21 protein-coding genes are annotated in these 22483 nt (G+C 66.3%); 12 read left to right on the forward strand and 9 right to left on the reverse strand.

Annotated elements, in window-relative coordinates; all coding sequences use genetic code 11:
* Positions 1-90 precede the first annotated feature (90 nt).
* From AC4FIJ_RS06000 to AC4FIJ_RS06020, 5 genes are all read left to right on the forward strand, one after another.
* Entirely contained in the window at positions 91-501 is a 411-nt protein-coding gene (locus AC4FIJ_RS06000) for a DUF2147 domain-containing protein (protein ID WP_490335802.1), read from the forward strand.
* Between the two features lie 80 nt (positions 502-581).
* The gene (locus AC4FIJ_RS06005) at positions 582-1880 is read left to right on the forward strand and encodes an OmpP1/FadL family transporter (protein WP_490335803.1); all 1299 of its coding nucleotides are present in this window, start codon (positions 582-584) and stop codon (positions 1878-1880) included.
* Positions 1881-1915: 35 nt separating this feature from the next.
* Positions 1916-3598: a long-chain-fatty-acid--CoA ligase gene (locus tag AC4FIJ_RS06010; protein ID WP_490335804.1), complete on the forward strand. Its 1683-nt coding sequence runs from the start codon at positions 1916-1918 to the stop codon at positions 3596-3598.
* Positions 3599-3812: 214 nt separating this feature from the next.
* Positions 3813-4172, forward strand: coding sequence for a MerR family transcriptional regulator (locus AC4FIJ_RS06015; protein ID WP_490335875.1), 360 nt, complete (start codon positions 3813-3815; stop codon positions 4170-4172).
* Between the two features lie 147 nt (positions 4173-4319).
* A complete protein-coding gene (locus tag AC4FIJ_RS06020; protein ID WP_490335805.1) occupies positions 4320-5141 on the forward strand; it encodes a hypothetical protein in 822 nt (273 codons plus the stop codon).
* 15 nt (positions 5142-5156) lie between these two features.
* Here AC4FIJ_RS06020 and AC4FIJ_RS06025 read toward each other — a convergent pair whose 3' ends face one another.
* The gene (locus AC4FIJ_RS06025; protein ID WP_490335806.1) at positions 5157-6401 is read right to left on the reverse strand and encodes a DUF2279 domain-containing protein; all 1245 of its coding nucleotides are present in this window, start codon (positions 6399-6401) and stop codon (positions 5157-5159) included.
* Positions 6402-6585: 184 nt separating this feature from the next.
* On the opposite strand from AC4FIJ_RS06025, the gene AC4FIJ_RS06030 reads away from it, so the two are divergent.
* The 6 genes from AC4FIJ_RS06030 (at position 6586) to AC4FIJ_RS06055 (ending at position 13578) form a co-directional block, all read left to right on the forward strand.
* Entirely contained in the window at positions 6586-7068 is a 483-nt protein-coding gene (locus AC4FIJ_RS06030) for a DUF2231 domain-containing protein (protein ID WP_490335807.1), read from the forward strand.
* Positions 7065-8435, forward strand: a complete 1371-nt coding sequence (locus tag AC4FIJ_RS06035) for a PQQ-dependent sugar dehydrogenase (protein ID WP_490335808.1) — start codon at positions 7065-7067, stop codon at positions 8433-8435. The genes AC4FIJ_RS06030 and AC4FIJ_RS06035 overlap by 4 nt, the downstream gene beginning before the upstream one ends.
* A 119-nt stretch (positions 8436-8554) precedes the next feature.
* The gene (locus tag AC4FIJ_RS06040; protein ID WP_490335809.1) at positions 8555-10648 is read left to right on the forward strand and encodes an HAD-IIB family hydrolase; all 2094 of its coding nucleotides are present in this window, start codon (positions 8555-8557) and stop codon (positions 10646-10648) included.
* Entirely contained in the window at positions 10635-11780 is a 1146-nt protein-coding gene (locus AC4FIJ_RS06045; protein ID WP_490335810.1) for a hypothetical protein, read from the forward strand. Before AC4FIJ_RS06040 ends, AC4FIJ_RS06045 begins: the two co-directional genes overlap by 14 nt.
* Positions 11777-12718, forward strand: coding sequence for a glycosyltransferase family 2 protein (locus AC4FIJ_RS06050; RefSeq protein ID WP_490335811.1), 942 nt, complete (start codon positions 11777-11779; stop codon positions 12716-12718). The genes AC4FIJ_RS06045 and AC4FIJ_RS06050 overlap by 4 nt, the downstream gene beginning before the upstream one ends.
* Before the next feature lie 104 nt (positions 12719-12822).
* A complete protein-coding gene (locus tag AC4FIJ_RS06055; protein WP_490335812.1) occupies positions 12823-13578 on the forward strand; it encodes a Crp/Fnr family transcriptional regulator in 756 nt (251 codons plus the stop codon).
* A 44-nt stretch (positions 13579-13622) separates the two neighbouring features.
* Here the strand turns inward: AC4FIJ_RS06055 and AC4FIJ_RS06060 are convergent, their stop codons facing one another.
* The 7 genes from AC4FIJ_RS06060 to AC4FIJ_RS06090 form a co-directional block, all read right to left on the reverse strand.
* Positions 13623-13895 carry a hypothetical protein gene (locus AC4FIJ_RS06060; protein WP_490335813.1) on the reverse strand — a complete coding sequence of 91 codons (273 nt, stop codon included), beginning with the start codon at positions 13893-13895 and terminating at the stop codon, positions 13623-13625.
* 121 nt (positions 13896-14016) lie between these two features.
* Complete coding sequence (locus tag AC4FIJ_RS06065; RefSeq protein WP_490335814.1) at positions 14017-16113, reverse strand: catalase; 2097 nt, start codon at positions 16111-16113, stop codon at positions 14017-14019.
* 46 nt (positions 16114-16159) lie between these two features.
* A complete protein-coding gene (locus AC4FIJ_RS06070; RefSeq protein WP_490335815.1) occupies positions 16160-17029 on the reverse strand; it encodes a sulfotransferase family protein in 870 nt (289 codons plus the stop codon).
* Positions 17011-18102, reverse strand: a complete 1092-nt coding sequence (locus tag AC4FIJ_RS06075) for a glycosyltransferase (protein WP_490335816.1) — start codon at positions 18100-18102, stop codon at positions 17011-17013. Before AC4FIJ_RS06075 ends, AC4FIJ_RS06070 begins: the two co-directional genes overlap by 19 nt.
* A 22-nt stretch (positions 18103-18124) precedes the next feature.
* Positions 18125-18316, reverse strand: a complete 192-nt coding sequence (locus AC4FIJ_RS06080) for a hypothetical protein (RefSeq protein ID WP_490335817.1) — start codon at positions 18314-18316, stop codon at positions 18125-18127.
* 27 nt (positions 18317-18343) lie between these two features.
* On the reverse strand, positions 18344-18955 hold the full coding sequence (locus tag AC4FIJ_RS06085; RefSeq protein WP_490335818.1) for a DUF1989 domain-containing protein: 612 nt from the start codon (positions 18953-18955) through the stop codon (positions 18344-18346).
* 42 nt (positions 18956-18997) lie between these two features.
* On the reverse strand, positions 18998-19600 hold the full coding sequence (locus AC4FIJ_RS06090; RefSeq protein ID WP_490335819.1) for a DUF421 domain-containing protein: 603 nt from the start codon (positions 19598-19600) through the stop codon (positions 18998-19000).
* A gap of 299 nt (positions 19601-19899) precedes the next feature.
* Between AC4FIJ_RS06090 and AC4FIJ_RS06095 the strand changes: the two genes are divergently transcribed.
* Positions 19900-21045 carry a GNAT family N-acetyltransferase gene (locus AC4FIJ_RS06095; RefSeq protein ID WP_490335820.1) on the forward strand — a complete coding sequence of 382 codons (1146 nt, stop codon included), beginning with the start codon at positions 19900-19902 and terminating at the stop codon, positions 21043-21045.
* A gap of 33 nt (positions 21046-21078) precedes the next feature.
* On the opposite strand, the gene AC4FIJ_RS06100 is transcribed toward AC4FIJ_RS06095, so the two are convergent.
* Complete coding sequence (locus AC4FIJ_RS06100; RefSeq protein ID WP_490335876.1) at positions 21079-22482, reverse strand: efflux transporter outer membrane subunit; 1404 nt, start codon at positions 22480-22482, stop codon at positions 21079-21081.
* Position 22483 lies beyond the last annotated feature (1 nt).

The raw sequence follows: 22483 nt of genomic DNA on the forward strand, positions 1-22483 counted from the left end.
ATGGGGAGAACCCCGATTCGCCGTGATTGATGGCGAAGGGACCCTGATGCGACGCCGCACCAAGACCGGCGCGCAAGTGGAGAGAATTGCATGTCCATGATACTCGCCCTGCTGGCAGCAGGATCGGCCGCCGCCGCAACCCCCGCCGACGTCATCGGCCGCTGGAAGGCGGAAAGCCGCGGCGGCGTGATCGAAATCACCGAATGCGGCCAGTCGATCTGCGGCAGGCTCGTCTCGTCCGACGGGCTGAAGGAAAACCCTTCGCTCAAGGACGTGAACAACAAGGACGAGAGCCTGCGCAGCCGTCCGCTGAAGAACCTGACCATCCTCAAGGGCTTCGAGCGCAAGAAGGACGAATGGTCCGGCGGCTCGATCTATAATGCCGAGGATGGCGGCACGTACAAGGCCACCATCACCATGCAGGATGCCAACCACCTCAAGCTGAAGGGCTGCATCGTGTGGCCGCTGTGCAAGACGCAGACGTGGACCCGCATCCGCTGAACCCCGTTCGATCGGCGGCGGAGCAGCCCCCCACGCATTCCGCCGCCGCACACCGACAGAATTTTCCAGGAGTATCCCCCGTGCAAAAACGCCTGAAACAACTGATTGCCGCCTCGACCGTACTGGGCGGGCTTGCCGTTCCGCAGATCGCCAGCGCGGGCGGTTTCTATCTGCAGGAACAGTCGGTCCGCGGTGCGGGCCGCGCCTTTTCGGGCGAAGTCGCCGACACCGGCGCAGCGTCGCTGTGGTGGAACCCCGCGGCCATCGGCGGCATCGACGAGATCGAGGGCCACTTCGCGCTCAGCATCATCGTGCCCAGCGCCGATATCGAGAATGACAACACGCTGATCGTGCGCCCGCAGCAGGCCCCCGCCCCCGTCGGCGGCGACCAGCTGTCGAAGGACCCGATCGAGACCGGCATCCTTCCCGCCGGCGCCATCGCGGTGCCCATCGGCGATCGCCTGTCGGTCGGCGTCGCTGTATCCTCGCCCTACAGCTTCACCACCGATTACGACGACACCAGCTGGGTGCGCTATACCGCGCTCAAGAGCAAGCTGCGCACCTATGACATCCAGCCCTCGGTCGCCTACATGGTCACCCCCGAACTTAGCGTCGGCGCGGCGCTGAACATCGAATATTCGGATGCGACGCTGACGAATGCGCTGCCCAACCTGTCGGCGCAGCTGCCCGACGGCCTGCAGGAACTGGAAGGCGACGGCTGGGATCTCGGCTGGTCGGCAGGCGTGCAATATCGCAGCGGCCCGCTGATGCTGGGCGCGGCCTACAAGTCCAGCGTGAAGCACAAGCTGAGCGGAGAGCTGACGCAGTCGGGCCTGCTTGGCCCGCTGGCGGGACAGAACGGCGTGATCGAGACCGGCGCGACCTTCCGCACGCCGTGGCATGCGATGGTCGGCGCGCGCTATGCGATGACGCCGCAGCTTACCCTCAACGCGCAGCTCAACCGCATCGGCTGGGGCGAATTCGACGCGATCCGCCTGGGCGATCCGATCAATTCGGCGATCCCCGAGAACTATCGCAACACCTGGAGCTATGCGACCGGCATCGACTACGCGGTGTCGCCGCAATGGACCGTGCGCGGCGGCATCCAGTATGACGAGACCCCGACGCAGGACGGCGACCGCGATGCGCGCGTGCCTGACGGCGACCGCTGGAACTTTGCGCTGGGCACCAGCTATGCCGTCAGCCCCGGTTTCTCCATCGACGCGGCGTTCAACTATCTCGCCATCGAGAAAGCCAGCATCGACCGCACGACGGCCGCCTATGCCGGATCGCCGGTGCAGACGCCGATCATCGTGAACGGCAGCGCGAACGACGCCAATGCGCTGATCTTCTCGGTCGGCGGGCGCGTGGCGTTCTGAACCGAAGGAGCGGACGAGACGGAGGGACAAGGGCAATGACGGCAGCGGCGAACATGAAGGCGATGCAGGCGGACAAGACGGTCTATGGCGACCGGATCGTCCCCGACCTGCTGGACCGCACGGTGGCGCGTTTTCCCGAACGGACGGCGATCGACTTCATGGGCCGCTGCTGGACATATGGCGAGATCGGCGAGCTTGTCCGCCGCGCCGCCCGCGGCCTGCAGGATGCCGGGCTGAAACCGGGCGACCGGTTCGGCCTGTGCCTGCCCAATTGTCCCTATTTCGTGGTGCTGTATTTCGCGGCGCTGCGCGCGGGCGCGGTCGTGGTGAACTTCAACCCGCTCTATACCGAGAGTGAGCTGACCCACCAGATCAAGGATTCGGGCACGCGCTTCATCGCGGTGCCCGACCTCGCCATGATCCACGACAAGGTGGAGACCGTCGCGAAGGCTTCGGGCATCGACCGCATCGTGCTGTGCCCGATGAGCGAGATGCTGCCGTGGCTGCAGGGCGTGGGCTTCAACCTGTTCAAGCGCAAGGACCACGCCAATATCCGCGACGAGGGGCTGCACCTGCGGCTGAAGACGCTGCTCGCCAACGATGCCGCGCCCGATCCCGTCGATGTAAAGCCCGGCGACGTCGCGGTGCTGCAATATACCGGCGGCACGACCGGCGTGCCCAAGGGCGCGATGCTGACCCACGGCAACCTCACCGCCAACAGCGGGCAGATGGTGGACCATGTCGCCGCCGCATGGCCGGACGAGCCGGGCTGGCAGGAACGGCAGGAACGCACGCTGGGCGTATTGCCGATGTTCCATGTCTTCGCGCTGACCAGCGTGCTCAATTACTCGGTCGAGACGGGGACCGAGATGGTGCTGCTGCCCCGGTTCGAGATGGACCAGGTGCTGGCGACCATCAAACGCAAGCCCCCCACCCAGTTCTTCGGCGTGCCGACCATCTATGTCGCGATGAACGCGCTGGAGGAAAGCCGCATTCCCGACCTGTCGAACGTGCGCTGCTGCATTTCGGGCGGCGCGCCGCTGCCGCTGGAAGTGCGCGAGATGTTCGAGAAGCGCACCGGCGCCAGCGTGGTCGAGGGATACGGATTGTCGGAAACCGCGCCGATCATCACCTGCAACCCGTTGCAGGGGCCGGTCAAGGCGAACAGCTGCGGCCCCGCCTTCCCCGGCACGATCATCGAGATCCGCGACCCCGAACACCCCGAGACCCTGATGCCGCAGGGCGAGCGCGGCGAGATCTGCGCACGCGGACCGCAGGTGATGAAGGGATACTGGAACCGCCCCGATGCGACCGCCGAAGTGTTCACCGACGGCGCATTGCGCACCGGTGACATCGGCTATCTGGACGAGGAAGGCTATCTGTTCATCGTCGACCGCATCAAGGACGTGATCCTGTGCGGCGGATATAACGTCTATCCCCGCGTGATCGAGGATGCCGCCTATCACCACCCCGCCATTCTGGAGGCGGTCGCGATCGGCATCCCCGACGAATATCGCGGCCAGTCGCCCAAGCTGTTCGTCGCGCTGCGCGAGGGCGAGACGCTGAGCGAGGACGAGCTGCGCGCCTTCCTTGCCGAGCGGCTGAGCAAGATCGAGCTGCCGCGCGAGTTCGAGTTCCGCGACAGCCTTCCCAAGACCATGATCGGCAAGCTGTCCAAGAAGGAGCTGGTCGAGGAAGAGCGGAAAAAGCACGCCTGATGGCGCGGCGCGTTCCAGTCTGCCATAGTGGCGTCAGGCACATGGGCCGGGGGATTTCGTGATGGGATCGCGAAAGGGCCGGTCGGGGGCGGACGACACGGTGAACATGCACGACTTGCGGGCCAGCAACCCGAGCAGCGCGGAAGGAAGCGGCGCGGCGGATACGCCATTGGCGAACGGCGCGGACGGGGGCGCGGACGGGGATAATGCGCTGATGGGCATTCAGGACGTCGCGCGAAAGCTGGGCGTCACGCTGCGCACCTTGCGCTTCTATGAAAAGGAAGGGCTGATAAAGCCCGAGCGCGTGGGCACCACCCGCGTCTATACACGGCGCGAGATCGCGCGCATGCAGCTGATCCTGCGCGGCAAGCGGCTGGGCTTCTCGATCCGCGAGATCGGCGAATTCCTCGACCTGTACGACGCCGACCCCGAGCATCAGGAACAGATGCAGCGCCTGATCGACAAGGTGCGCGAACGGCTGTCCGAGCTTGAGGAACAGCGCGTGGCGCTGGAACTGACGATCGAGGAGCTGACCGTCATCGAACAGGAAGCCGCCGCAAGGCTGAAGCGCTGAGGCCGACAAGGATGCGGGCGGAATCCGCCGCTTCGCTGGCCCGCCCTGTCCCTCACCCCCCTTGTGATGCATCCCGCACCCGCCTATCGCAGCCCGCAGCGGCGGATGAGGGGGACATCGACTGCTTGACGAGATGATCGAGGGTCCATGTCTTCGCGCGACGTTTCTGCTTTCCAGCGCCTGATCGACCGGTTCGGCCCGCGCGGGCTGAGCATTGCGCTCGCCATCGTGCTGGAAGTGCTGCTGATCCTGATGCTGCTGACATTGGGCAGTTCGATCGTCGGCACGCCAGAGCCGAGCGAGAACCTGACCAGCGTCGACATCCAGGCCAGCCCGCCCCCCGCGCCAGAGCCCGAACCGGAACCCGAACCCGAACCCGAGCCAGAGCCGGAACCCGACCAGCCCGAACCGCCCGTCGAAGAGACCCCGCCCGAACCTCCCCCCGAACCCGCTCCGCCCGCAGTCGAGACGCCGCGGCCCGAACCCGTGCTGCCGCCGCCGGTGGTGAAGACGCCCAATCCCGCGCCCGCGCCCAAGGCGCCGCCCGCTCCGCCCGCGCCGCCGCGCCCGCCTGAGCCTGCGCCGCCGCAGGAGGTCTATGGCCCGGTCGCACCGCCGAGGCGATCCGCGCTTCCCGACAGCCCGCGCGTGGGCACTGCGCCCAATGGCGAGCCTCTCTATGGCGCGGAATGGTATCGCCGCCCGCGCGACGGAGAGCTGGACGGCTATCTGTCGACCGCGCAGGGGCCGGGATGGGGCATGATCGCCTGCAAGACCGCGCCCGATTACCGCGTCGAGGATTGCGTCGCGGTGGACGAATGGCCGCGCGGTTCGAACATCAATCGCGCGCTGCTGGCCGCCGCATGGCAGTTCCAGGTGCGCCCGCCGCGGCTGGGCGGCAAGTCCCTTGTGGGCGGCTGGGTGCGGATCCGGATCGATTACAACATGCGCCAGCGGCGCAGCAACTGAAGGGCCGCAAAGCGGTCAGAAGTACAGATCGCCGCCCTGATCCACCCGCACCGAGGTATAGGGCACCTGGAAATAGTCGAGCGCCGACCAGCCCGCCTTGCCGAATTTCGATTTCGACCCGCCGAACAGCAATTCCCCGACGTTGAGGCCCACGCCCACGAACACGTGACGCTCCGGCTCGATCCCGGCCGCGCGGTCCGCAGGCTCGAACTTGTCCGCGCCATAGCCCAGCTGCAGGTCGAGGAAGCGCAGCGGCGTGTCGTGCAATTCGGGGAAACCCGATCCCTTCAGCGAGAACATGAAGCGTTGCTGTTCGAACCGGCGCGGGCCGCTGTAGGTCCAGAATTCCTCGTTCGGGACGATCTCGATCTTGAAGGCGATCTTTTCCTTCAAGCCCGGCACCGTGTTGCGCAGCACCGAGAAGCCCGCGCCCAGGCCATTCATGGTGATGTCCTGCCATGACCAGCCGCTGTCCGGTTCGATCGCGTCCGAAATCTCGTTATAGGCCATGAAGCCGAAGGCCAGCGTCGCTGCGGTCAATGCGTCGCCTTCGGAAGCATTGGCATTGCGGTGCAGCCGGTTGTGGAGGATTTCGGCGGCGAGATAGGTGTTCCACGCATGGGCGAACTTGTCGACGCCGACATATTGGGTATCCTTGCCGAACCAGCCCTCGTCCTTGAATTTGAAGCCGTCGGTTTCGCCGAACAGCTTGGACCCGGCGCGGATCGTGAAATAGCCGAACATGAGCAGCGCCTCGGTCTTGATGGCGCCGACCTGCGATCCAAAGGTCGGATGGGTCGCATATTCGCGCGGCACATGGTCGGCCCAGCGCGTCGGCACCATGCCGGGGACGTAGTTCTCCTCGGAAAACGCCGGCGGCGGCAGGGCGGCGGTCACGGGCTCCGCCTGTCCCAAGCCAGCCTGTTCCGAACTGACCTGTGCGAAATGGCTCAGCGCGTGCGGGCGGCTGCCGCTGCCATCCTGCTGGTCGGCAATGACGGCAAGATCCCACTGCTCCGCATCCGACGCCGACAGCCAGCGCGTGCCCGGCGCGGCCGGACGTTCATAGGGCTGGACCTCTGCATCGAAGGCGTCGTCCGAGAAATCGAAGTCGATCCGCCCGTCGCCGCCCTCGATCTCGCGCGCGGCGGCGCTGCCTGCGCAAAACGCGCCGGCCATCAGCGCGCCGCCGCACAGCAGGGCGCGAAAGCGGCGTAGATGGCGGCGGGTCGGCAACGGCGCGGGGAGGGAATCGGACATGACGGGACAGTTACTTAGTTACAGATTTGTGAATTGCCATCCGAAAGCCCCGCCGGTCACAAGAACGCCACAAGACCTGTTGCGCGCGGAACAGCATTTCCGGGGAACGTCGCGCGCATGTGGGGATTGAACGAGATGAAAGTGCGACGAGGCGTGGCGCCTCCCGACACGACCGGAGTACCCGATGATCCGCGATCGACGCCCCCCTTCCGCTCATCATGTCCGCACTGCCTCCGGTCCGATGATCGGTTCGCTGCAGGCACTGCTGCTGGCCTTTCCCGTCGCGCTGTTCCCTGCCGCGCTGGTAAGCGACATCACCTATCTGAACACCGCCGAGATGCAGTGGAGCAATTTCTCCGCATGGCTGCTGGCGGGCGGCGAGCTGTTTACGGGGCTGCTGCTGATCGGGGCCTTCGTGACCCTGGTGCGGTCCGGGCGGTCGGGATATGGCGGGCGGGCGCTGATCTATTTCCTGGTCGTGCTGCTGCTGTTCGCGGTCGGGCTGGTCAATTCGTTCCAGCACAGCCGCGACGCGTGGTGGTCGGTCGAGACGCTGGGGCTGGTGCTGTCGGTCGCGGGCGCGCTGCTGGCGCTGGTCGCGGGCTTCATCGGCTATTCCGCGCGCGCCGCCCATGAAGTCGTTCATGACCGGGAGATCGCACGATGAACTTGCGCGCCATGCTGTCCCGAACCGCCGCCGTCGTGCCCGTTGCCGCCCTGTCCCTGCTGTTGTCCGCTTGCGGCAATGCCGGTCCCGATGTCGACCAGACCGGCCCCGACCCGGTCCTCCCGCCGCAGAGCGACGCGCTGCTGCCCGCGATGAATATCGCGACGCCCGCAGGCTGGGACGGCGATCTGCCGACCGTGCCGCAGGGCTTTGCGATCACCCCGCTGGCCACCGGGCTGAAGATTCCGCGCCAGATGCTGGTGCTGCCCAATGGCGACATTCTCGTAGCCGAGGGTGCGGGCGGCCATGCGCCCGCGCTGCGGCCCAAGGATGTCATCGCGGGCTATATCAAGGGCAAGGGCAAGACGTCGGTCAAGGGCGGCGACCGCGTGTCGCTGCTGCGCGATGCCGACGGCGACGGACAGGCCGAGCTGGTCAGCGAGTTCATCACCGGCCTCGATGCGCCCTATGGCCTCGCTTATGCCGATGGCGCGATCTATGTCGCCAACCAGGACAATCTGATGCGCTTTCCCTATCAGGAGGGGCAGACGCGCATCGCCGCGCCGGGCGAGATCGTGGCGAAGCTCCCCTCGCGCATCAACCATCACTGGACCAAGGCGATGACCGCCAGCGCGGACGGGTCGCGGCTCTATGTCGGGATCGGCTCCAACTCCAATGTCGGCGAGCGCGGCATGGAGGTGGAGGAGGACCGCGCGGTGATCTGGGAAATCGACCCGCAGACCGGCATGCACCGGCAGCTGGTGTCTGGCATCCGCAACCCCACCGCGCTGGCGATCAACCCCGCCGACGATGCGCTGTGGGCCGTCGTGAACGAGCGGGACGAGCTGGGCGCGCAGCTGGTGCCCGATTACCTCACCCGCATCCGCGATGGCGCGTTCTATGGCTGGCCCTACAGCTATTGGGGCCAGCACGTCGATCCGCGCGTCCGCCCGCGCCGCCCCGACCTTGTCGAGCAGGCGGTGGTGCCCGATTACTCGCTGGGTTCGCATCGCGCGCCCCTGGGCCTTGCCTTCGCCGACGGCGGCGCATGGGGCCAGCGCTTTGCCAGCGGCGCCTTCATCGGTGAACATGGCAGCTGGAACCGCGAGGATCTGGCCGGATACAAGGTGGTGTGGGTGCCGTTCACCGGCGCATCGCCATCGGGCAAGCCGGTCGATGTGGTCACCGGCTTCATCGGCGATGACGGCCATGCGCGCGGACGCCCGGTGGGCGTTGCGTGGGACGCGCAGCGCAGCGCGCTGCTGATCGCGGACGATGTGTCGAACACGGTGTGGCGGGTAACCTATGGCGCCGCCGTGCCAACGCCGGCGACCGTCCCTGCCCGCACCGCGGCCATGGCGGACTGACAAGCACCCGGTTCTTCACATATGATAATTGCGTGAAGATTAATAATATTGCTTTCGGAACCGATTGGCTTCGACAGACATTGACCCTGCGTTAACCATTTCATTCGGAGACAGGGCCGATGCGTGTTCTGGCCATTGCGCTGGGCGGTTGCCTGCGCGCGCCTCCCGTACCCTACGGCATGACCGAGGATACCGGAGGTCACATAGCCTATATCCTCGGGGCCATGGCGGCGCTTGCACGCGATCCGCGCGTGACCCGCGCCGATATCGCGACGCGGCTGTTCGACGAACCCGCGCTTGGCCGCATCCACGCCGCTACGCGCGAGAGCATCGGCCCCAAATCCGAGATCGTCCGCATCGACAGCGGCGACCGGCGCTATCTGGCGAAGGAGGATCTGGCCCGCGACCGCGACGCATTCACCCGCGCGCTGATCGCGCATCTGCGCGGCGCCGACCATCTGCCCGACATCATCCATGCGCATTTCGCCGATGCCGCCGATGTCGCGCGCCGCGTGCGCGACGCGCTGGGCATTCCCTTTATCTACACCGCGCATTCGCTGGGCCGCGACAAGGCCGCCATGCTGGATTGCAACGCCGACCTCGCCGCGCGCCTGCGCGAGGAAGACCGCGCCATCGGCAGCGCGGATGCCATCGTCGCCTCCTCGCGCGACGAGTGCGAGCGGCAGCTGGTCGCCTATCCCTCCGCCCGGTTCGACCGGATCCACCGGCTGCGTCCCGGTGTCGAGACCGCCGATCCCGCCGACGGCGACGTCAAACGCGCGCGCGGCCTGATCGAGCCTTTCCTCAAGGACATGGACCGGCCGATGATCCTCGCCATCGCGCGGCCGGTGCACAAGAAGAACCTCGTCCGGCTGGTCGAGGCCTTTGCCGCGCATGACATGCTGCGCGCCCAAGCCAATCTGGTGATCCTTCCCGGGCTGCGCAGCGGGTTCAAGCAGGGGGAGAAGGAACACCGCGAAGTGCTGCTCGACCTTGTCGACGCCATCGACCGCAACGCCCTGCACGGATCGGTCGCATGGCCTTCGCGCCATGACACGCGGCACGTGGCGGGCATGTACGAGCTGGCGCGGCGAACGCGCGGGATTTTCGTCAATCCGGCGCTGACCGAACCCTATGGCCTGACGCTGATCGAGGCGGCATCGCACGGGCTTCCGGTGGTCGCGACGCGCAACGGCGGCCCCAGCGACATATTGGCTGAGCTGGAGCACGGGCTGCTGGTCGATCCGCTCGACATCGCCGACATGGGCCGCGCGATGGCCCGGCTGCTGCAGGACGAGATGCTGTGGCAGCGCTGCTCGAACAATGCGCGGGCCAATGTGCGGGCGATGAACTGGGACGATTACGCGCGCGGTTTCCTGTCGATCGCGCAGGATGTGGCCGGTTCGCAGGCCGTTAATGCCCCCGCCGCGCCGGGCAGCCTGCTGGTCAGCGACATCGACAACACGCTGACCGGCTGCCGTTCGGGCGCGCGCCGCCTGTCGGCCTTTCTCTCGCGCCGCCGCGCCAGCGTCGGTTTCGGCGTGGCGACGGGGCGCTCGTTCGTCGAGGCGCGGCGGCTGCTGCGCGAATGGGACATGCCCTCGCCCGATGTGCTGATTTCGTCGGTGGGCTCGGAAATCTACTGGCGGCGGGACGGCGGCTTTCGGCTGGACGAGGACTATGCTGCGTCGATTGCGCAAGGCTGGGACCGGGAAGGCGTGTTCGCAGCGCTGGACGGCGTGAGCGGCCTTTCGCGGCAGACCGCGATCGAGCAGCGCCGCTTCAAGTGCAGTTTCCTTGCCGATAATCCCGCCGTGCTGGCGGCGGTGCGGGGCAGGCTGGACGCGTCAGGCCTGACCGCGCGCGCGATCCTCAGCCACGACCGGCTGCTCGACGTGCTGCCCGAACGGGCGGGCAAGCATGCCGCGCTGGCCCATGTGGCGAAGGTGCTGCATCTGCCGCCCGACCGCGTGATCGCGGCAGGCGACAGCGGCAATGACGCCGACATGCTGGCCGAATGCAAGCGCGCGGTGCTGGTCGCCAACCATCACGAGGAAGTGCGAGGCATCGCGGGGCTGACCCATGTCTATACCGCGCGCCGCTCGCATGCGGCGGGCGTGCTGGAAGGCATGCTGTGGCACGCGCGCCGCGACCGCCGCCGCCCCGCTTCTGCAACGACACCCGCCAAGGAGGCCGAGGATGCCGCAGCCTGACACGCGTCCCGTCGGGATCTTCGTGCATCACCAGGGGCGCGGGCATGCCGAACGCTGCGCGCATCTCGCCAATGCGGTGGTGGAGTGGCGGCCCGTCACGATGTTCTGCACAAGGGACGATATCTTCCCGCCGCTAAATCCGGGAATCGAGATTCGCACCATCCCGTCGCTGTTCGAGGCGCAGGGTAGCGAAGCGCCGCGGCTGGCGGGCATGCCGGTGCCCGATACGCTGCATTGCGCGCCCTTGGGGTGGCACGGCATTACCGAGGCAGTGGCCGAAATCACCGGCTGGTTTGCCAGCGCGCGCCCTGCCCTGTTCGTCACCGACGTCTCGGCAGAGATCGGGCAATTGTGCCGCATCGCCTCGGTCCCGCATGTCGCAGTGCTGCAGCATGGCGACCGCGACGACCCCGCGCACCGCGCCAGCTATGACGGCGCTGTCGGCCTGCTCGCCCCCTATGACGCAAGGCTGGAGCAGCCGGGCCGCCCCGACCATTTGCTGAGCAAGATCTTCCACGCCCCCGGTCTGGGGATCGCGCCCTTGCAGACGAGCGACGGCGCGCGCGAGCGCATTCGCGCGCCGAGGGACCGCGAACTGATGCTCGTCATCGCGGGCGGCGGCGGACAGGGCACGCCCACCGCGCCGCTGACGCTGGGCGCGCGGGCCGAGCCGGATACCCACTGGATCGTCATTGGCGAGACCTTCAGCGAATGGCACGAGACGCCGCCCGGCAATCTGGAACTGCGCGGCTGGGTCGACAATGCGTCGGATCACATCGCCGCCGCCGACCGCATCGTATCAAGCTGCGGCAACACCATTGTCCATCAGATCATCCAGACCGGCAAGCCGTGGATCGCCATCCCCGAATGGCGCTATTTCGCAGAGCAGGAACGCAAGGCCGAGGCGCTGGCCCGCGCCGGGGTCTGCGCCTCGCGACCGACGTGGCCGTCCGATGCCGCCAGCTGGGCAACGCTGTGGGACGAGGCCCGGGCCGCGCGCACCGGCGATGCAGAGCCTTGGATCGACTCGCAGGCGGACCGCAAGGCGGCGCGCTGGCTCGACGATCTGGCGCGCGATTTGTGGGAAGGCGCAGGCTCGCCGGTCCCGCTGGAAAAGGAAGCGATGCCATGATCTCGGTCTGCACGCTGGCGCATGGGCGCGCCGGTCACTTGCGCAATCTGGTGCGCAGCCTGCGCGCAAGCCGCACCCGCCCCGGCGAGCTGGTGATCGCGGTGCTGCAGGACGATCCCTACGACCTGCCAGATTGCGACTTCCCCGTTCGCCAGATCGTCGCGGGCCAAGGCGGCCTTGCGCTTTCCGCCGCGCGCAATGCGGCGGCATGGGCGGCGCGCGGGGACCGGCTGGTGTTCCTCGACGTGGATTGCATGGCGCATCCCGAACTGCTGGGCGATTACGCCGCCGCGATGGACCGGTCTGACGCAGCGAACGGGGCCGACGGGCTGTTCATGGGCGAGGTCGGCTATCTGCCAAGGGGCGCGCCGGTCGAAACGCTGGATTTCGCCGCGCTCGACGCCGTCGCCGTGCGCCATTCCGAACGCCCCGGCCCGCCCGAGCAGGCCGTCGGACCCTGCCGCGACTATCGCTGCTTCTGGTCGCTCAATTTCGCCATGCGCGCCGAGGCGTTCCGCAGCGTCGGCGGCTTCGACGAGGGCTATGTCGGCTATGGCGGCGAGGATACCGATTTCGGGCGAAGCTGCGCGGCGGCGGGCATGGATATCTGGTGGGTGCGCGGGGCGAAGGCCTATCACCAGTATCATCCGCATCACATGCCGCCGGTCCACCACCTCGACAGCGTGCTGCGCAATGCCGAATATTTCCGCCGCAAATGGGGCGAACCGACGATGCAGCACTGGCTGCGCGCCTTTCGCCTGATGGGGCTCGCCGAACCGCGCGAGACCGGCTGGACCCGGTGCCGCGACACGCGCGAGGAGGACCTCGAACTCACCCGCCAGCAGGCGCATCATCCCTATGCCAGCAGCGCGTCGGTGTTGCGCCAGCTGGAGGCGGACGCAGCCGCCGCGCAGCCTGCCGTGACTGCGGCGGGCTGAGGCTTGTAAAGCGATGATCAGCGATTATCATTTGATAATGGGTTATACGTCTCTCTTGCCACGCGGCTTTACGCGCAATTCGATACGGGATCGGTGAAGCGACCATGCAAGAGGATTATCCCAACAGCTGGCGCTTCCTGCGGGGGCGTGCGCGTCACGCGCTGACGCCGAACGAACGGCAGCTGATCGAAGAGATGATGGGCCCGTTCGAACGCTTGTCGCACGACAAGATCATCCTGGAGGCGGGGCAGCTCGTCGACCGCAGCACCTTTCTTGTCGAGGGCTATATGGCCCGCACGATTGAGCGTGACGGGCGGCGGCATATTGTGTCGATCCATGTGCCGGGCGATTTCGTCGACCTGCATGCCTTCGCGCTCAAACGGCTCGACCACACGGTCGTCGCGATCGGTCCGGCCAAGGTGGGCTATGTCACCCATGAAAAGCTTGAACGGCTGATCGCCACCCACCCGCATCTGGGGCGGATGTTGTGGTTCTCCACCCTGCTCGACGCCGCGATCCACCGCGAATGGATCCTGACGATGGAGCACTTGCCGATCGAGGGCCGCCTCGCCCATCTGATGGCCGAGCTGTGGCACCGGCTGTCCTTCGTGGACCTGGGCGACGAGGACGGTTTCAACCTGCCGCTGACGCAGGTGGAGATCGCGGACGCCTGCGGTACCACGCCGATCCACCTTAACCGCGTGGTGCGCAGCCTGCGCGAGGCCGGGATCATGGAGCTGACGCGCGGGCGGGTCACCATCCTCGACCGCGCGCGGCTGGAGCAGGCGGGCAAGTTCGACCCGGCCTATCTCTACGGCGAGGGAAGCCTGAAGCTGGGCGAGGAATTGTCGAAGGGCTGAGCGCTGAACGCGCTGTCAGGGTCGGGCCGTCAGGGACGGGCCGCTCAGGCCTTGTCCATCGCCAGAACGCTGTTGAAATGCCGCACGATCGCGGGATGGATCGGGCCGGTGAACCGCAGCCTGTCATCCCGCTGCGGATCGCGCGCGAAATGGAACGGGCCGACCGCGCCGACCCATAATTCGTGGCTGCCCTCGGGCACGGCGCCCGACACGATGCAATCCTCGCAGGACAGGCCGTGGAGGCAAAGCGGCACCATGCTGCCATCCGGCAGGACAAGCTCGGCAGGCACGAAAGGGCCGGGGACGATGGCGGACATGATGTTCTCTGCGAAATGAGGCTGCAATTTCCGCTGCAGTCAGTCCGCCCAATTGCTGACCCGCCAAAAGGTTCCCGCGACCGGACGCACATATGGCGCATCCGGTCGCAGGGAATTCACGTCAGTCCTGCTTGACCGCCGCGCGGTCCCAGAACCGCAATTGCTTGCACTGGTCGATGAATTTCGCGGCTGCGCCATTCGCATCGGCCAGTTCGACAAAGCCCTGGTCCATCTTTCCGGCGACGCCCGCACCCTTCAGCAATGGCATGGCGCCGGGTGCGTATCCGATGAACTTGGCATGCGCGAACGCGTCATTGACGAAGTCGATGCTGGGCTTGTCGTCGGCATAGTTCTTGCCCGCCTTCTCGCCCATCACCACCGCGACCGCGTCATAGAGCACCGACGGCGCTCCGTCGATCTTCTGGTCGGCGGCCTGCATCTTGCCGTCGGAAAGTTTCGCGCCGGTCACGTGCGGAGCGACCACCTCGACCATGCCGCCCTCGGACTTCACTGCCTCCATCAGCGCCGACACCATGCCGGCATCCGCGCCTTCCGCGATATACAGGCCCAGCTTGCGGCCCTTGAAGGTCTTGGGGCTGTTGGCAAGGATCGACAGCGGCTTGCTGGCGGGCAGATCGGTGATCGGTTCGCGCGCGGCGGGCATCTTGTCCGGCATGTCGGCCATGCCCAGCCCGTCGGCGACTTCCTTCGCCAGATCCTCGTCGATATTGCGCAGATGGCCGACCATCCGCTCGCGGATATGGACATGCTCGACCTTGCTGAGCTCGAACGTCAGCGCATTGGCCATGTGACCCTGTTCGATCTCGGTCTGCGAGACATAGAACTGCCGCGCCTGGCTGTAGTGATCGGCAAAGGTTTCGCTGCGCGCCCGGATCTTGGGACTTTCGACCGGCGCTTCATAGCTGGTGAACCCGTTCATCGGGCAGCCGCGCGGGCCGCGCGGTTCGCGGTTGTCGTCGGCGGGGCCGGTCCAGCTATTGGGCTCGTAATTGGCGCGGCCCTTGGGATTGGTCATCGCCATGTGCCCGTCCTGCTGGAAATGCCGCACCGGGCACTTGGGCGCATTGATCGGGATATGGGTGAAATTCGGCCCGCCCAGACGCTTCAGCTGCGTATCGAGATAGGAGAAATTGCGTCCCTGCAGCAGCGGATCGTCGCTGAAATCGATGCCGGGGACGATGTTCTGCGTGCAGAACGCCACCTGCTCGGTCTCGGCGAAGAAATTGTCGACATTGGCGTCCAGCGTCAGCGTGCCGATGATCTCGACCGGGACCTGTTCCTCGGGGATGATCTTGGTCGCGTCCAGCACGTCGAACTCGAAGGTCTCGGCAAACGCCTCGTCGAAGACCTGGATGCCAAGATCCCACGCGGGGAAATCGCCCGCCTCGATCGAATCCCACATGTCGCGGCGATGGAAATCGGGGTCCGCGCCATTGATCTTCACCGCCTCGTTCCAGACCACCGATTGCATGCCCTGATGCGGCTTCCAGTGGAACTTGACGAAATGCGACTTGCCCTCGGCATTGACCAGCCGGAAGGTGTGGACGCCGAACCCTTCCATGAAGCGCAGGCTGCGCGGGATCGTCCGATCGGACATGATCCACATCACCATGTGCATCGCCTCGGGCGTCAGCGAGATGAAGTCCCAGAAATTGTCATGCGCGGTCTGCGCCTGCGGAAAGCCGCGGTCGGGCGCGGGCTTGGCCGCGTGGATCAGGTCGGGGAACTTGATCGCGTCCTGAATGAAGAACACCGGGATATTGTTGCCGACAAGGTCCCAGTTGCCCTCGCTGGTGTAGAACTTGGTGGCGAAACCGCGCACGTCGCGCGCCAGATCGGGCGATCCGGCGCTGCCCGCCACGGTCGAGAAACGGGTGAAGGTGGGCGTCTTGACGCCGACCTCGTTGAAGATCGCGGCGCGCGAGAATTCGGGGATCGCCTTCTTCAGTTCGAAATGGCCGTGGATGCCATAGCCGCGCGCATGCACCACGCGTTCGGGAATGCGCTCGTGGTCGAAATGGAAGATCTTTTCGCGCGCGATATGATCTTCCAGCAATTGCGGACCGCGCCGTCCGGCGGTCAGCCAGTTCTGGTCGTCGGCGACGGGCGATCCCTGCGCCGTGGTCATCACCTCGTCTTCGTTGCGGGGCTTTTGGTGGTTGGCGCCGCCGTCGTCGAAATTGATATCCTCAGCCATCGGGCAATCTCCTAAATCAAGACTCCCGCAATGGATGGGCGCGGCTTTAGTTTCGGGAAATCGGGGCTTCCGCCGCATTGCCTGCCCGGACTGACGCTTTGCCGTGCTGCGCGGCCATGATCGCGGTCACCATGTCACGAACCGCGCGCAGCGGATGGCGCACGACGGGGGCGAAGGGCACATGCACGCCCCCCGGCGCATAGCCAAGCGCGGGATAGCACAGCGCGCTGTGCTGCGCGCTCGCCGAATAGCGGCGATTGCCGTTCGCCACCTCTATCCGCGTGTCGCACGGGCCGAGGCCGAGGAACGCGAACATCGCATCGCGCACGGCGGCAGGCGAACCGACCAGATCTTCATAGCGCACGATCATCACGCCATGGAGATGCTCGATATCCGCGAACACGATGTCATGCGCGTCGCACCAGTGGCGCGGAAAGCGGCGCTCCTCGACATCGATCCATTTGCGCATCGCCTCGGTCGTGAACGCCGGGTGGCGGGTGACGACGATGAATTGCGCCAGCGGGAACAGCGCCTGCAGCAGCCGCATGCGGGTGAAATTGACGGGCGACTTTTCGACCCGCCACGGTTTGCCCGGATCGAACCACGGCGCCCAGTCGGCCTCCAGCCGCTCGCGCGTGTCCATCCGGTCGAGCGCGCAGCCCTCGACATGATGCTGCGCGGGATCGGTCGCGAAATGGCCGGGGATGCCGTGCCGCGCCGTATGCGGGATTGCGCCCTGCAGATAGCAGCCCTCGTTCTCCGGAACCGGCGCGCCTTCGATCGCGGCGATGTCGGGGTGTTCGGCCAGCAGGCTGGCGACAAGGCTGGTGCCCGACCGGTGCAGCCCGCCCACGAATATATAGCGATGCGCGGGGCCATGCGCGGGCCCGCGCGGCTTCACGCGACCGCCCGGCATTCGGTATCGGCACCATGGGAAACGGCCGCGATGGCGGCGCGGTACAGGCGTTCATAGCCCGCGACCATCGCCTGCAGCGAAAAACATGCCTCCGCCCGCGCCCGCGCCATGCCGGGGGCAAGCCGGGGTGGATGTTGCATGGCCCGCGCCAGCGCGGCGACATCGCCTGCGGGCACGATGACACCGCAATCGCGCACCACTTCGGACAGCGCGCCGCGGTCAAAGGCGATCACAGGAATGTCGCAGGACAAGGCCTCCGCCGCGACAAGGCCGAAGGGTTCGTCCCATGCGGGCGTCACCACCACCGCACGCGCCGCCGCGACCTTCGCCTGCAGCGCCGCGCGGTCCAGATGGCCGATATAGCGGCGGCGGCCGTCCAGCAGCGGGGCGACATGCTGTGCGAAATAGATCTCGTCCTCCACCGTCCCCGCGATGTCGAGCTCGGCGCCTGCCGCATGCGCAGCGGCAAGCGCATCGGCGGTGCCCTTGTTCGGCGTGATCCGGCCCGACCACAGGAAACGGCCGCCCTTCTCGCCCGGCTGCCAGAACGCCGTGTCGATCCCGTTGTGCACCACGCCGAGATTGCTCGCCGGACGCTGCAGCCACAGAGGCAGCTGGCTGGCGGAGGTAACGCTGAACTGCAGCCGCTCGTCGCCGATGGCGCGCATTACCGCGTCGCGCATGATGCCGAAGGGCGGCACATGCTGCGATGTCAGCATGGGCATGCTGTCGCGCGCGGCCCAGTCGATCAGATCGGGGAACAGCGCATTATTGTGGACGACGTCGAAGCCGCCCGAGAGGATCGCCTCCCAGCCGCGCGCAAAGGAATCGTGCTGATAGCGCGCCAGTTCCTCGGTCCCGCGCCAGCGCGCCCATGGCAGCACATCCTCGTAAGGATCGTCGCAGATCGCGTTGAGCGGCGCGGCGGTTTCGCTGCCATCCGCGGCGAACAGCACGATGTCGTGGCCCGCGTCCGACAGCGCCTTGCACAGCGCCGCGCAATGCGCCTCCATCCCGCCTGCGAAGGGTTCCGCTATGGCGAAACGGATATGCCCGACGACGGCGATCTTCACGCGCGCTTCGACCCTTGGCGTTTCACTGGTCCTTGCCGGTCAGATCCGCGGCATCGCGGTCCTTCTTGGGATATTGCTCGGGGTCGACCGAATCCTCCTTGCGCAGCTCGTTATACAGCTTGCTGTTGCGTTCGGGCCGGTCGGTCGTGGGCATGTCCGACGGGTCCTTGTCGGGCATCGCCTGCTTTTCGATCTTGTCCTGCTTGTCGCTCATGGGTCTTTCCCTTTTCGGTCTGTGCGGTCAGTCGATGCGGTAATCGATCGGTTTGAAACTGCCGCCATTGCTGTCATAGGCCGAACATGCCGTCAGCCCGATCACCAGGTCGCGGTGCGCCAGCAGGGTGATGCGGTCGCCCGCCCGGCTCGACGGCGGCACGACGGACACGCCGCCATCCGCCGCGATCGGCACATTCATGAAACAGTTGAAGGCGACCGGGATCTGGTCTTCCCCGATTCCATAGGGGGCCAGCGCCTCAGCCAGATTGCCAAAACAGCCGCGGTGCACGGGCTTGCCCGGATAGAAATGCCGGAACGTCGCCTCGCTGCACGGGGTCAGCAGGAAATCGTGCCGACCGACCGTGTCCTCCTCGATCGAGAGCAGCACGTTCGAGCGGTTCGACCACAGCCGGTTGCCGGTGGTCAGCGCGATCGTCTCTTCATAATCGAAGGTCCGCCCGTTCGAGATCACCTCGCCCACGTCTCCGCGCACAAAGGCGAGCAGGTCGGACACCTGCTGTCCTTCGGGGTCGATCACCGTCAGCCGCTGGCCTTCTGCCAATTCAAAGGCCACACCGCTGCGGGGCGCGATCCGGGTTGCGGCCTGCCGGTCGAGGGTCTTCGTGTCGGCGGTCATCCGGGTCTCCATGGCGTCGCGGGTTTCCGTCTCAACCTAAGGTCAGCGCGATGGTTCCGCCTTTTCGCCGCGCTTTTCGCCCGGCCGTTCCTTCGCGTCCGCCGCCGGAGACGACGACCACACGACATCGTCCAGCAGCCCCGCATCGTCGAAGCCTGCCTCCTGCCGGGGGATCACGGTCATGGTGCCGTCGTTCTCCAGCACGACCCAGTTCGCCTCGTCCGGACGGACATAGCCCCGCCCTCGCAGATACGAGAATATCTCGTGCCGCGAGATCCGCTCGCGCCGCATGTCCTCTTCCAGCAGCCGCCCCTTGTGGACCAGCAGCCGGGGCCGGGCGCGCACCATTTTTTCGAACCATTCGCTGCGGCAGGCAAGCCACGCGGTGGCCCATTGCAGGAATCCGATGACCGCGATGGCAAGGATCACATCGGCAAGGCTGACGTTCTTGAGCAAGATCCCGCTGGCGGCAAGGCTGCCCACGGTGATCGAGATCATCCAGTCGAAATTGCTCATCTGCCCGGTCGCGCGCTTGCCCAGCAGGCGGATCAACACGACGATGACGACGAATAATATGGCCGCCGATATCCCCGCGCTGGCGAGGCGTTCGATGGAATTGTAAAGCATGTCCGGGTCGTCGGTCATTCGGGCCCTCGCAAAAATCTCGTGTCTGTTTCCTTTCTTTGCAACGCGTTAGGCTGGCGGTCGATCCGGCGGCAGTCGCGTCATGGCGGCATGCAGCGGCCGGGCGCATAGGGCGAAACCATATTTACAAGGCTTTGCAATATCGCCATCGCCCTCCCCTGCCGGGAAGCAGCCTGCCGGGAAACAGCTCGCCGGGACAGGGATGCGTCATATCGGATGCCTGCGCCGACGAAGCATGTCCAAGCTGAGGCACCGGCAATGAACCCTTAAGTGCCCGGCGGTAGAGCGGTCCGATTCTGATGGAAAAAGCTGTTGCCGGATCGATGGTACGTATTGTCGACGATTTCGCGAAACTGACCGATGCCGAGCGTGCTGGCTGGAACCGCCTGGAGAGGCAGCCGGGCATTGCCGAGCCGTTCCAGTCGCTGTTCTATAACGAGAGCTGGTGGGAGCAATTCGGCCGCATGGGCGGCGCCAACCGGAAATTGCAGATTTTCCTGGTCGAGGACGGGCGCGAAATCATCGGCGTCTTCCCGATGCTTCGGCAAAATCTGGTGGTCAAGGGCGTGCCCGTCCTCAGCTATCTGCAGCCGCTGGGCGCCGACAACATATTGACCGAATTGAGGACGGGCCTCGTCAAAGAGGGCCATGCACACGCCGCCTATTCGGCGTTCGTTTCCTATGTGCAGACGCATTATACCCATTGGGACGTCATCTCGCTGCCGGCGGGTCCGCCTGAAGTTGCGGATCTTTACGACGCGGTTTCGATCCCGCACCCGACGCGCCCGCTGGTCGAGAGTTTCGTGGTGATGCTCGAACCCGACCTTGCGTCATTCCGCTCGGCGATGAAGCGCAACATCAGGGAATCGATCCGCAAATGCTATAACAGCGCCAAGCGGGACGGCGTCGACCTGCAGTTCCGATGCCTGCGCGATTCCGGCTCGATCGGTGCTTTTCTTCCCGACTTCTATCGCCTTCACGCCCTGCGCGCGAACCAGACGCATGGAACCCGCCACCGCAATGTCTTCGAGGAAGACTATGCGCGGCAGTTCATCGCGACCCTCGCGAGCGATCCCGACAGCTCGGGCTTGCGCCTTTTCCTGATGCAGCATCACGACAGGGTTGTCGCAGCCAGGCTCGGTTTCGAGACCGAGGATGGGCTGTATCTCTATTACTCGGGTTACGAAGCCGAATTCGGGAAATACAGCGTGATGACGACCCTGGTCTACGAGGTCATCAAACAGTCGATCGAATCCGGCAAGAAAGCCGTCAACCTGTCGGTAGGCCGCGACGTTTCCAAGACCCGCTGGTCTCCCCGGGAACAGGAATATCGCTGGAACCTGATGTTCAGGCCCACCATGCGCGGACTGATGGCAAGGTTTGCGATCCTGTCCATGATGCGTCTGGAATATGCGGGCTATCTGCCGGCGCTAAGGCTCTCGTGACATAGCGGGCAGTTCGCGGATCGATCCTCTTTTTCACCCGCCCGTCCAGCCGCCGCCAAGCGCGCGGAACAGATCGATCTGCGCCAAGGCGACGGCGCGGCGCGCGGCGGCAAAATCGGCTTCGGTTTCGGCCAAGGTGCGTTGCGCATCCAGAGAGGCCAGCGCGTCGATCTGGCCGCGGCTCTGGCGCGCAAGGCTGACCTTCGCCGCGCGGTCCGCCGCATCGCGCGAGGCGGCCAGCCGCTCTTCGCTCACCAACGCGTTGCGATAGGCGGATAGCGCGGTTTCCGTCTCTTCCAGCGCGCGCAGCACGGTGCCGTCGAAACGCGCGAGATCGGCGTCCGCATCCGCCCGCGCGGCTTCGATGCGGGCGCGCACGGCCTCCTGGTTCGGGAATGCCCACTGGATCAGCGGGCCGACCAGCCAGCCCAGCGGCCCGGACCCCAAGACGGGCATGTCGCCCAGCGAAGTGGTCGATACCGCCGCGCCCAGGCTGATGCGCGGGTAGAGATCCGCCGTCGCCACGCCGATGCGCGCCGTATCGGCCGCCAGCCTGCGCTCCGCCGCCTTCACGTCGGGACGCCGGGCCAGCAGCATCCGCCCGTCGCCCACGGGGATCGGCTGCGAGACATCGGGCGTCGTCCGGCGCCGCAGCGCATCGGCGGGCAGCTCCTGCGGCGTGCGCCCGGTCAGCGTCGCCAGCCGGAACAGCGCGGCATCGCGGCGCGCCATCAAGGGCGGGATTGTCGCGGCCCGCGCCTCGCGCAGCTGGGTCAGGCGCAGCACGTCGAGCTTCTGGTTCAGGCCGCGCTCGAAACGCGCATGGGTGATGCGTTCGGATCGGGCCAGCAAATCCACCATCGACTGCGCCACCGCGATCTGCTGCGCGCTGGCCGCCGCGTCGACATAGGCCTGCACCGTATCGGCGACGACCATGACGCGCACCGCATCGGCGTCCTGACGCGCGGCACCCTCATCGGCGCGCGATGCCTCGATCCCGCGCGCGACGCGGCCGAACAGGTCCAGCTCGTAACCCGCCGCGAATTCGCCCGCGATGCGGCGTCCCTCGCGGTCGATGCCCGGCAGTGTCTCGCTTTCCGAGACGCGGCCATAGCTGCCCGAAGCCGAGACCTTCGTCTGCGGCAGCGCCTCTCCCCACGATCCGCGCAAAGAGGCGCGCGCCCGTTCGATCCGCGCAAGGGCGACGCGAATGTCGGTATTGGCGGCCAGCGCATCCTCGACCAGCGCGTCGAGGACCGGATCGTCATAAAGCGTCCACCAGTCATCGGCGGGCGCATCGGCGGTGACATCCGCCGTCTGCACCCCGACGAACGGCGCAGAGGCGGTGGGCGGTATCGCCGGTGCGATATGATCGGGCCCCACGGTGCAGGCGGTCAGCGCGCTCGCCGACAGCAGCGCGGCAATGGTCTTGTTCATG

Source organism: Croceicoccus sp., from assembly GCF_983967925.1.

What these genes read in the sequence shown, in the direction of transcription:
- AC4FIJ_RS06000 (WP_490335802.1), top strand. Translation starts at nt 91, where the DNA reads ATGTCCATGATACTCGCCCTGCTGGCAGCAGGATCGGCCGCCGCCGCA.
- AC4FIJ_RS06010 (WP_490335804.1), top strand. Translation starts at nt 1,916, where the DNA reads ATGACGGCAGCGGCGAACATGAAGGCGATGCAGGCGGACAAGACGGTC.
- AC4FIJ_RS06015 (WP_490335875.1), top strand. Translation starts at nt 3,813, where the DNA reads ATGGGCATTCAGGACGTCGCGCGAAAGCTGGGCGTCACGCTGCGCACC.
- AC4FIJ_RS06020 (WP_490335805.1), top strand. Translation starts at nt 4,320, where the DNA reads ATGTCTTCGCGCGACGTTTCTGCTTTCCAGCGCCTGATCGACCGGTTC.
- AC4FIJ_RS06025 (WP_490335806.1), bottom strand. Translation starts at nt 6,401, where the DNA reads ATGTCCGATTCCCTCCCCGCGCCGTTGCCGACCCGCCGCCATCTACGC.
- AC4FIJ_RS06030 (WP_490335807.1), top strand. Translation starts at nt 6,586, where the DNA reads ATGATCCGCGATCGACGCCCCCCTTCCGCTCATCATGTCCGCACTGCC.
- AC4FIJ_RS06035 (WP_490335808.1), top strand. Translation starts at nt 7,065, where the DNA reads ATGAACTTGCGCGCCATGCTGTCCCGAACCGCCGCCGTCGTGCCCGTT.
- AC4FIJ_RS06040 (WP_490335809.1), top strand. Translation starts at nt 8,555, where the DNA reads ATGCGTGTTCTGGCCATTGCGCTGGGCGGTTGCCTGCGCGCGCCTCCC.
- AC4FIJ_RS06045 (WP_490335810.1), top strand. Translation starts at nt 10,635, where the DNA reads ATGCCGCAGCCTGACACGCGTCCCGTCGGGATCTTCGTGCATCACCAG.
- AC4FIJ_RS06050 (WP_490335811.1), top strand. Translation starts at nt 11,777, where the DNA reads ATGATCTCGGTCTGCACGCTGGCGCATGGGCGCGCCGGTCACTTGCGC.
- AC4FIJ_RS06055 (WP_490335812.1), top strand. Translation starts at nt 12,823, where the DNA reads ATGCAAGAGGATTATCCCAACAGCTGGCGCTTCCTGCGGGGGCGTGCG.
- AC4FIJ_RS06060 (WP_490335813.1), bottom strand. Translation starts at nt 13,895, where the DNA reads ATGTCCGCCATCGTCCCCGGCCCTTTCGTGCCTGCCGAGCTTGTCCTG.
- AC4FIJ_RS06065 (WP_490335814.1), bottom strand. Translation starts at nt 16,113, where the DNA reads ATGGCTGAGGATATCAATTTCGACGACGGCGGCGCCAACCACCAAAAG.
- AC4FIJ_RS06070 (WP_490335815.1), bottom strand. Translation starts at nt 17,029, where the DNA reads ATGCCGGGCGGTCGCGTGAAGCCGCGCGGGCCCGCGCATGGCCCCGCG.
- AC4FIJ_RS06080 (WP_490335817.1), bottom strand. Translation starts at nt 18,316, where the DNA reads ATGAGCGACAAGCAGGACAAGATCGAAAAGCAGGCGATGCCCGACAAG.
- AC4FIJ_RS06085 (WP_490335818.1), bottom strand. Translation starts at nt 18,955, where the DNA reads ATGACCGCCGACACGAAGACCCTCGACCGGCAGGCCGCAACCCGGATC.
- AC4FIJ_RS06090 (WP_490335819.1), bottom strand. Translation starts at nt 19,600, where the DNA reads ATGACCGACGACCCGGACATGCTTTACAATTCCATCGAACGCCTCGCC.
- AC4FIJ_RS06095 (WP_490335820.1), top strand. Translation starts at nt 19,900, where the DNA reads ATGGAAAAAGCTGTTGCCGGATCGATGGTACGTATTGTCGACGATTTC.
- AC4FIJ_RS06100 (WP_490335876.1), bottom strand. Translation starts at nt 22,482, where the DNA reads ATGAACAAGACCATTGCCGCGCTGCTGTCGGCGAGCGCGCTGACCGCC.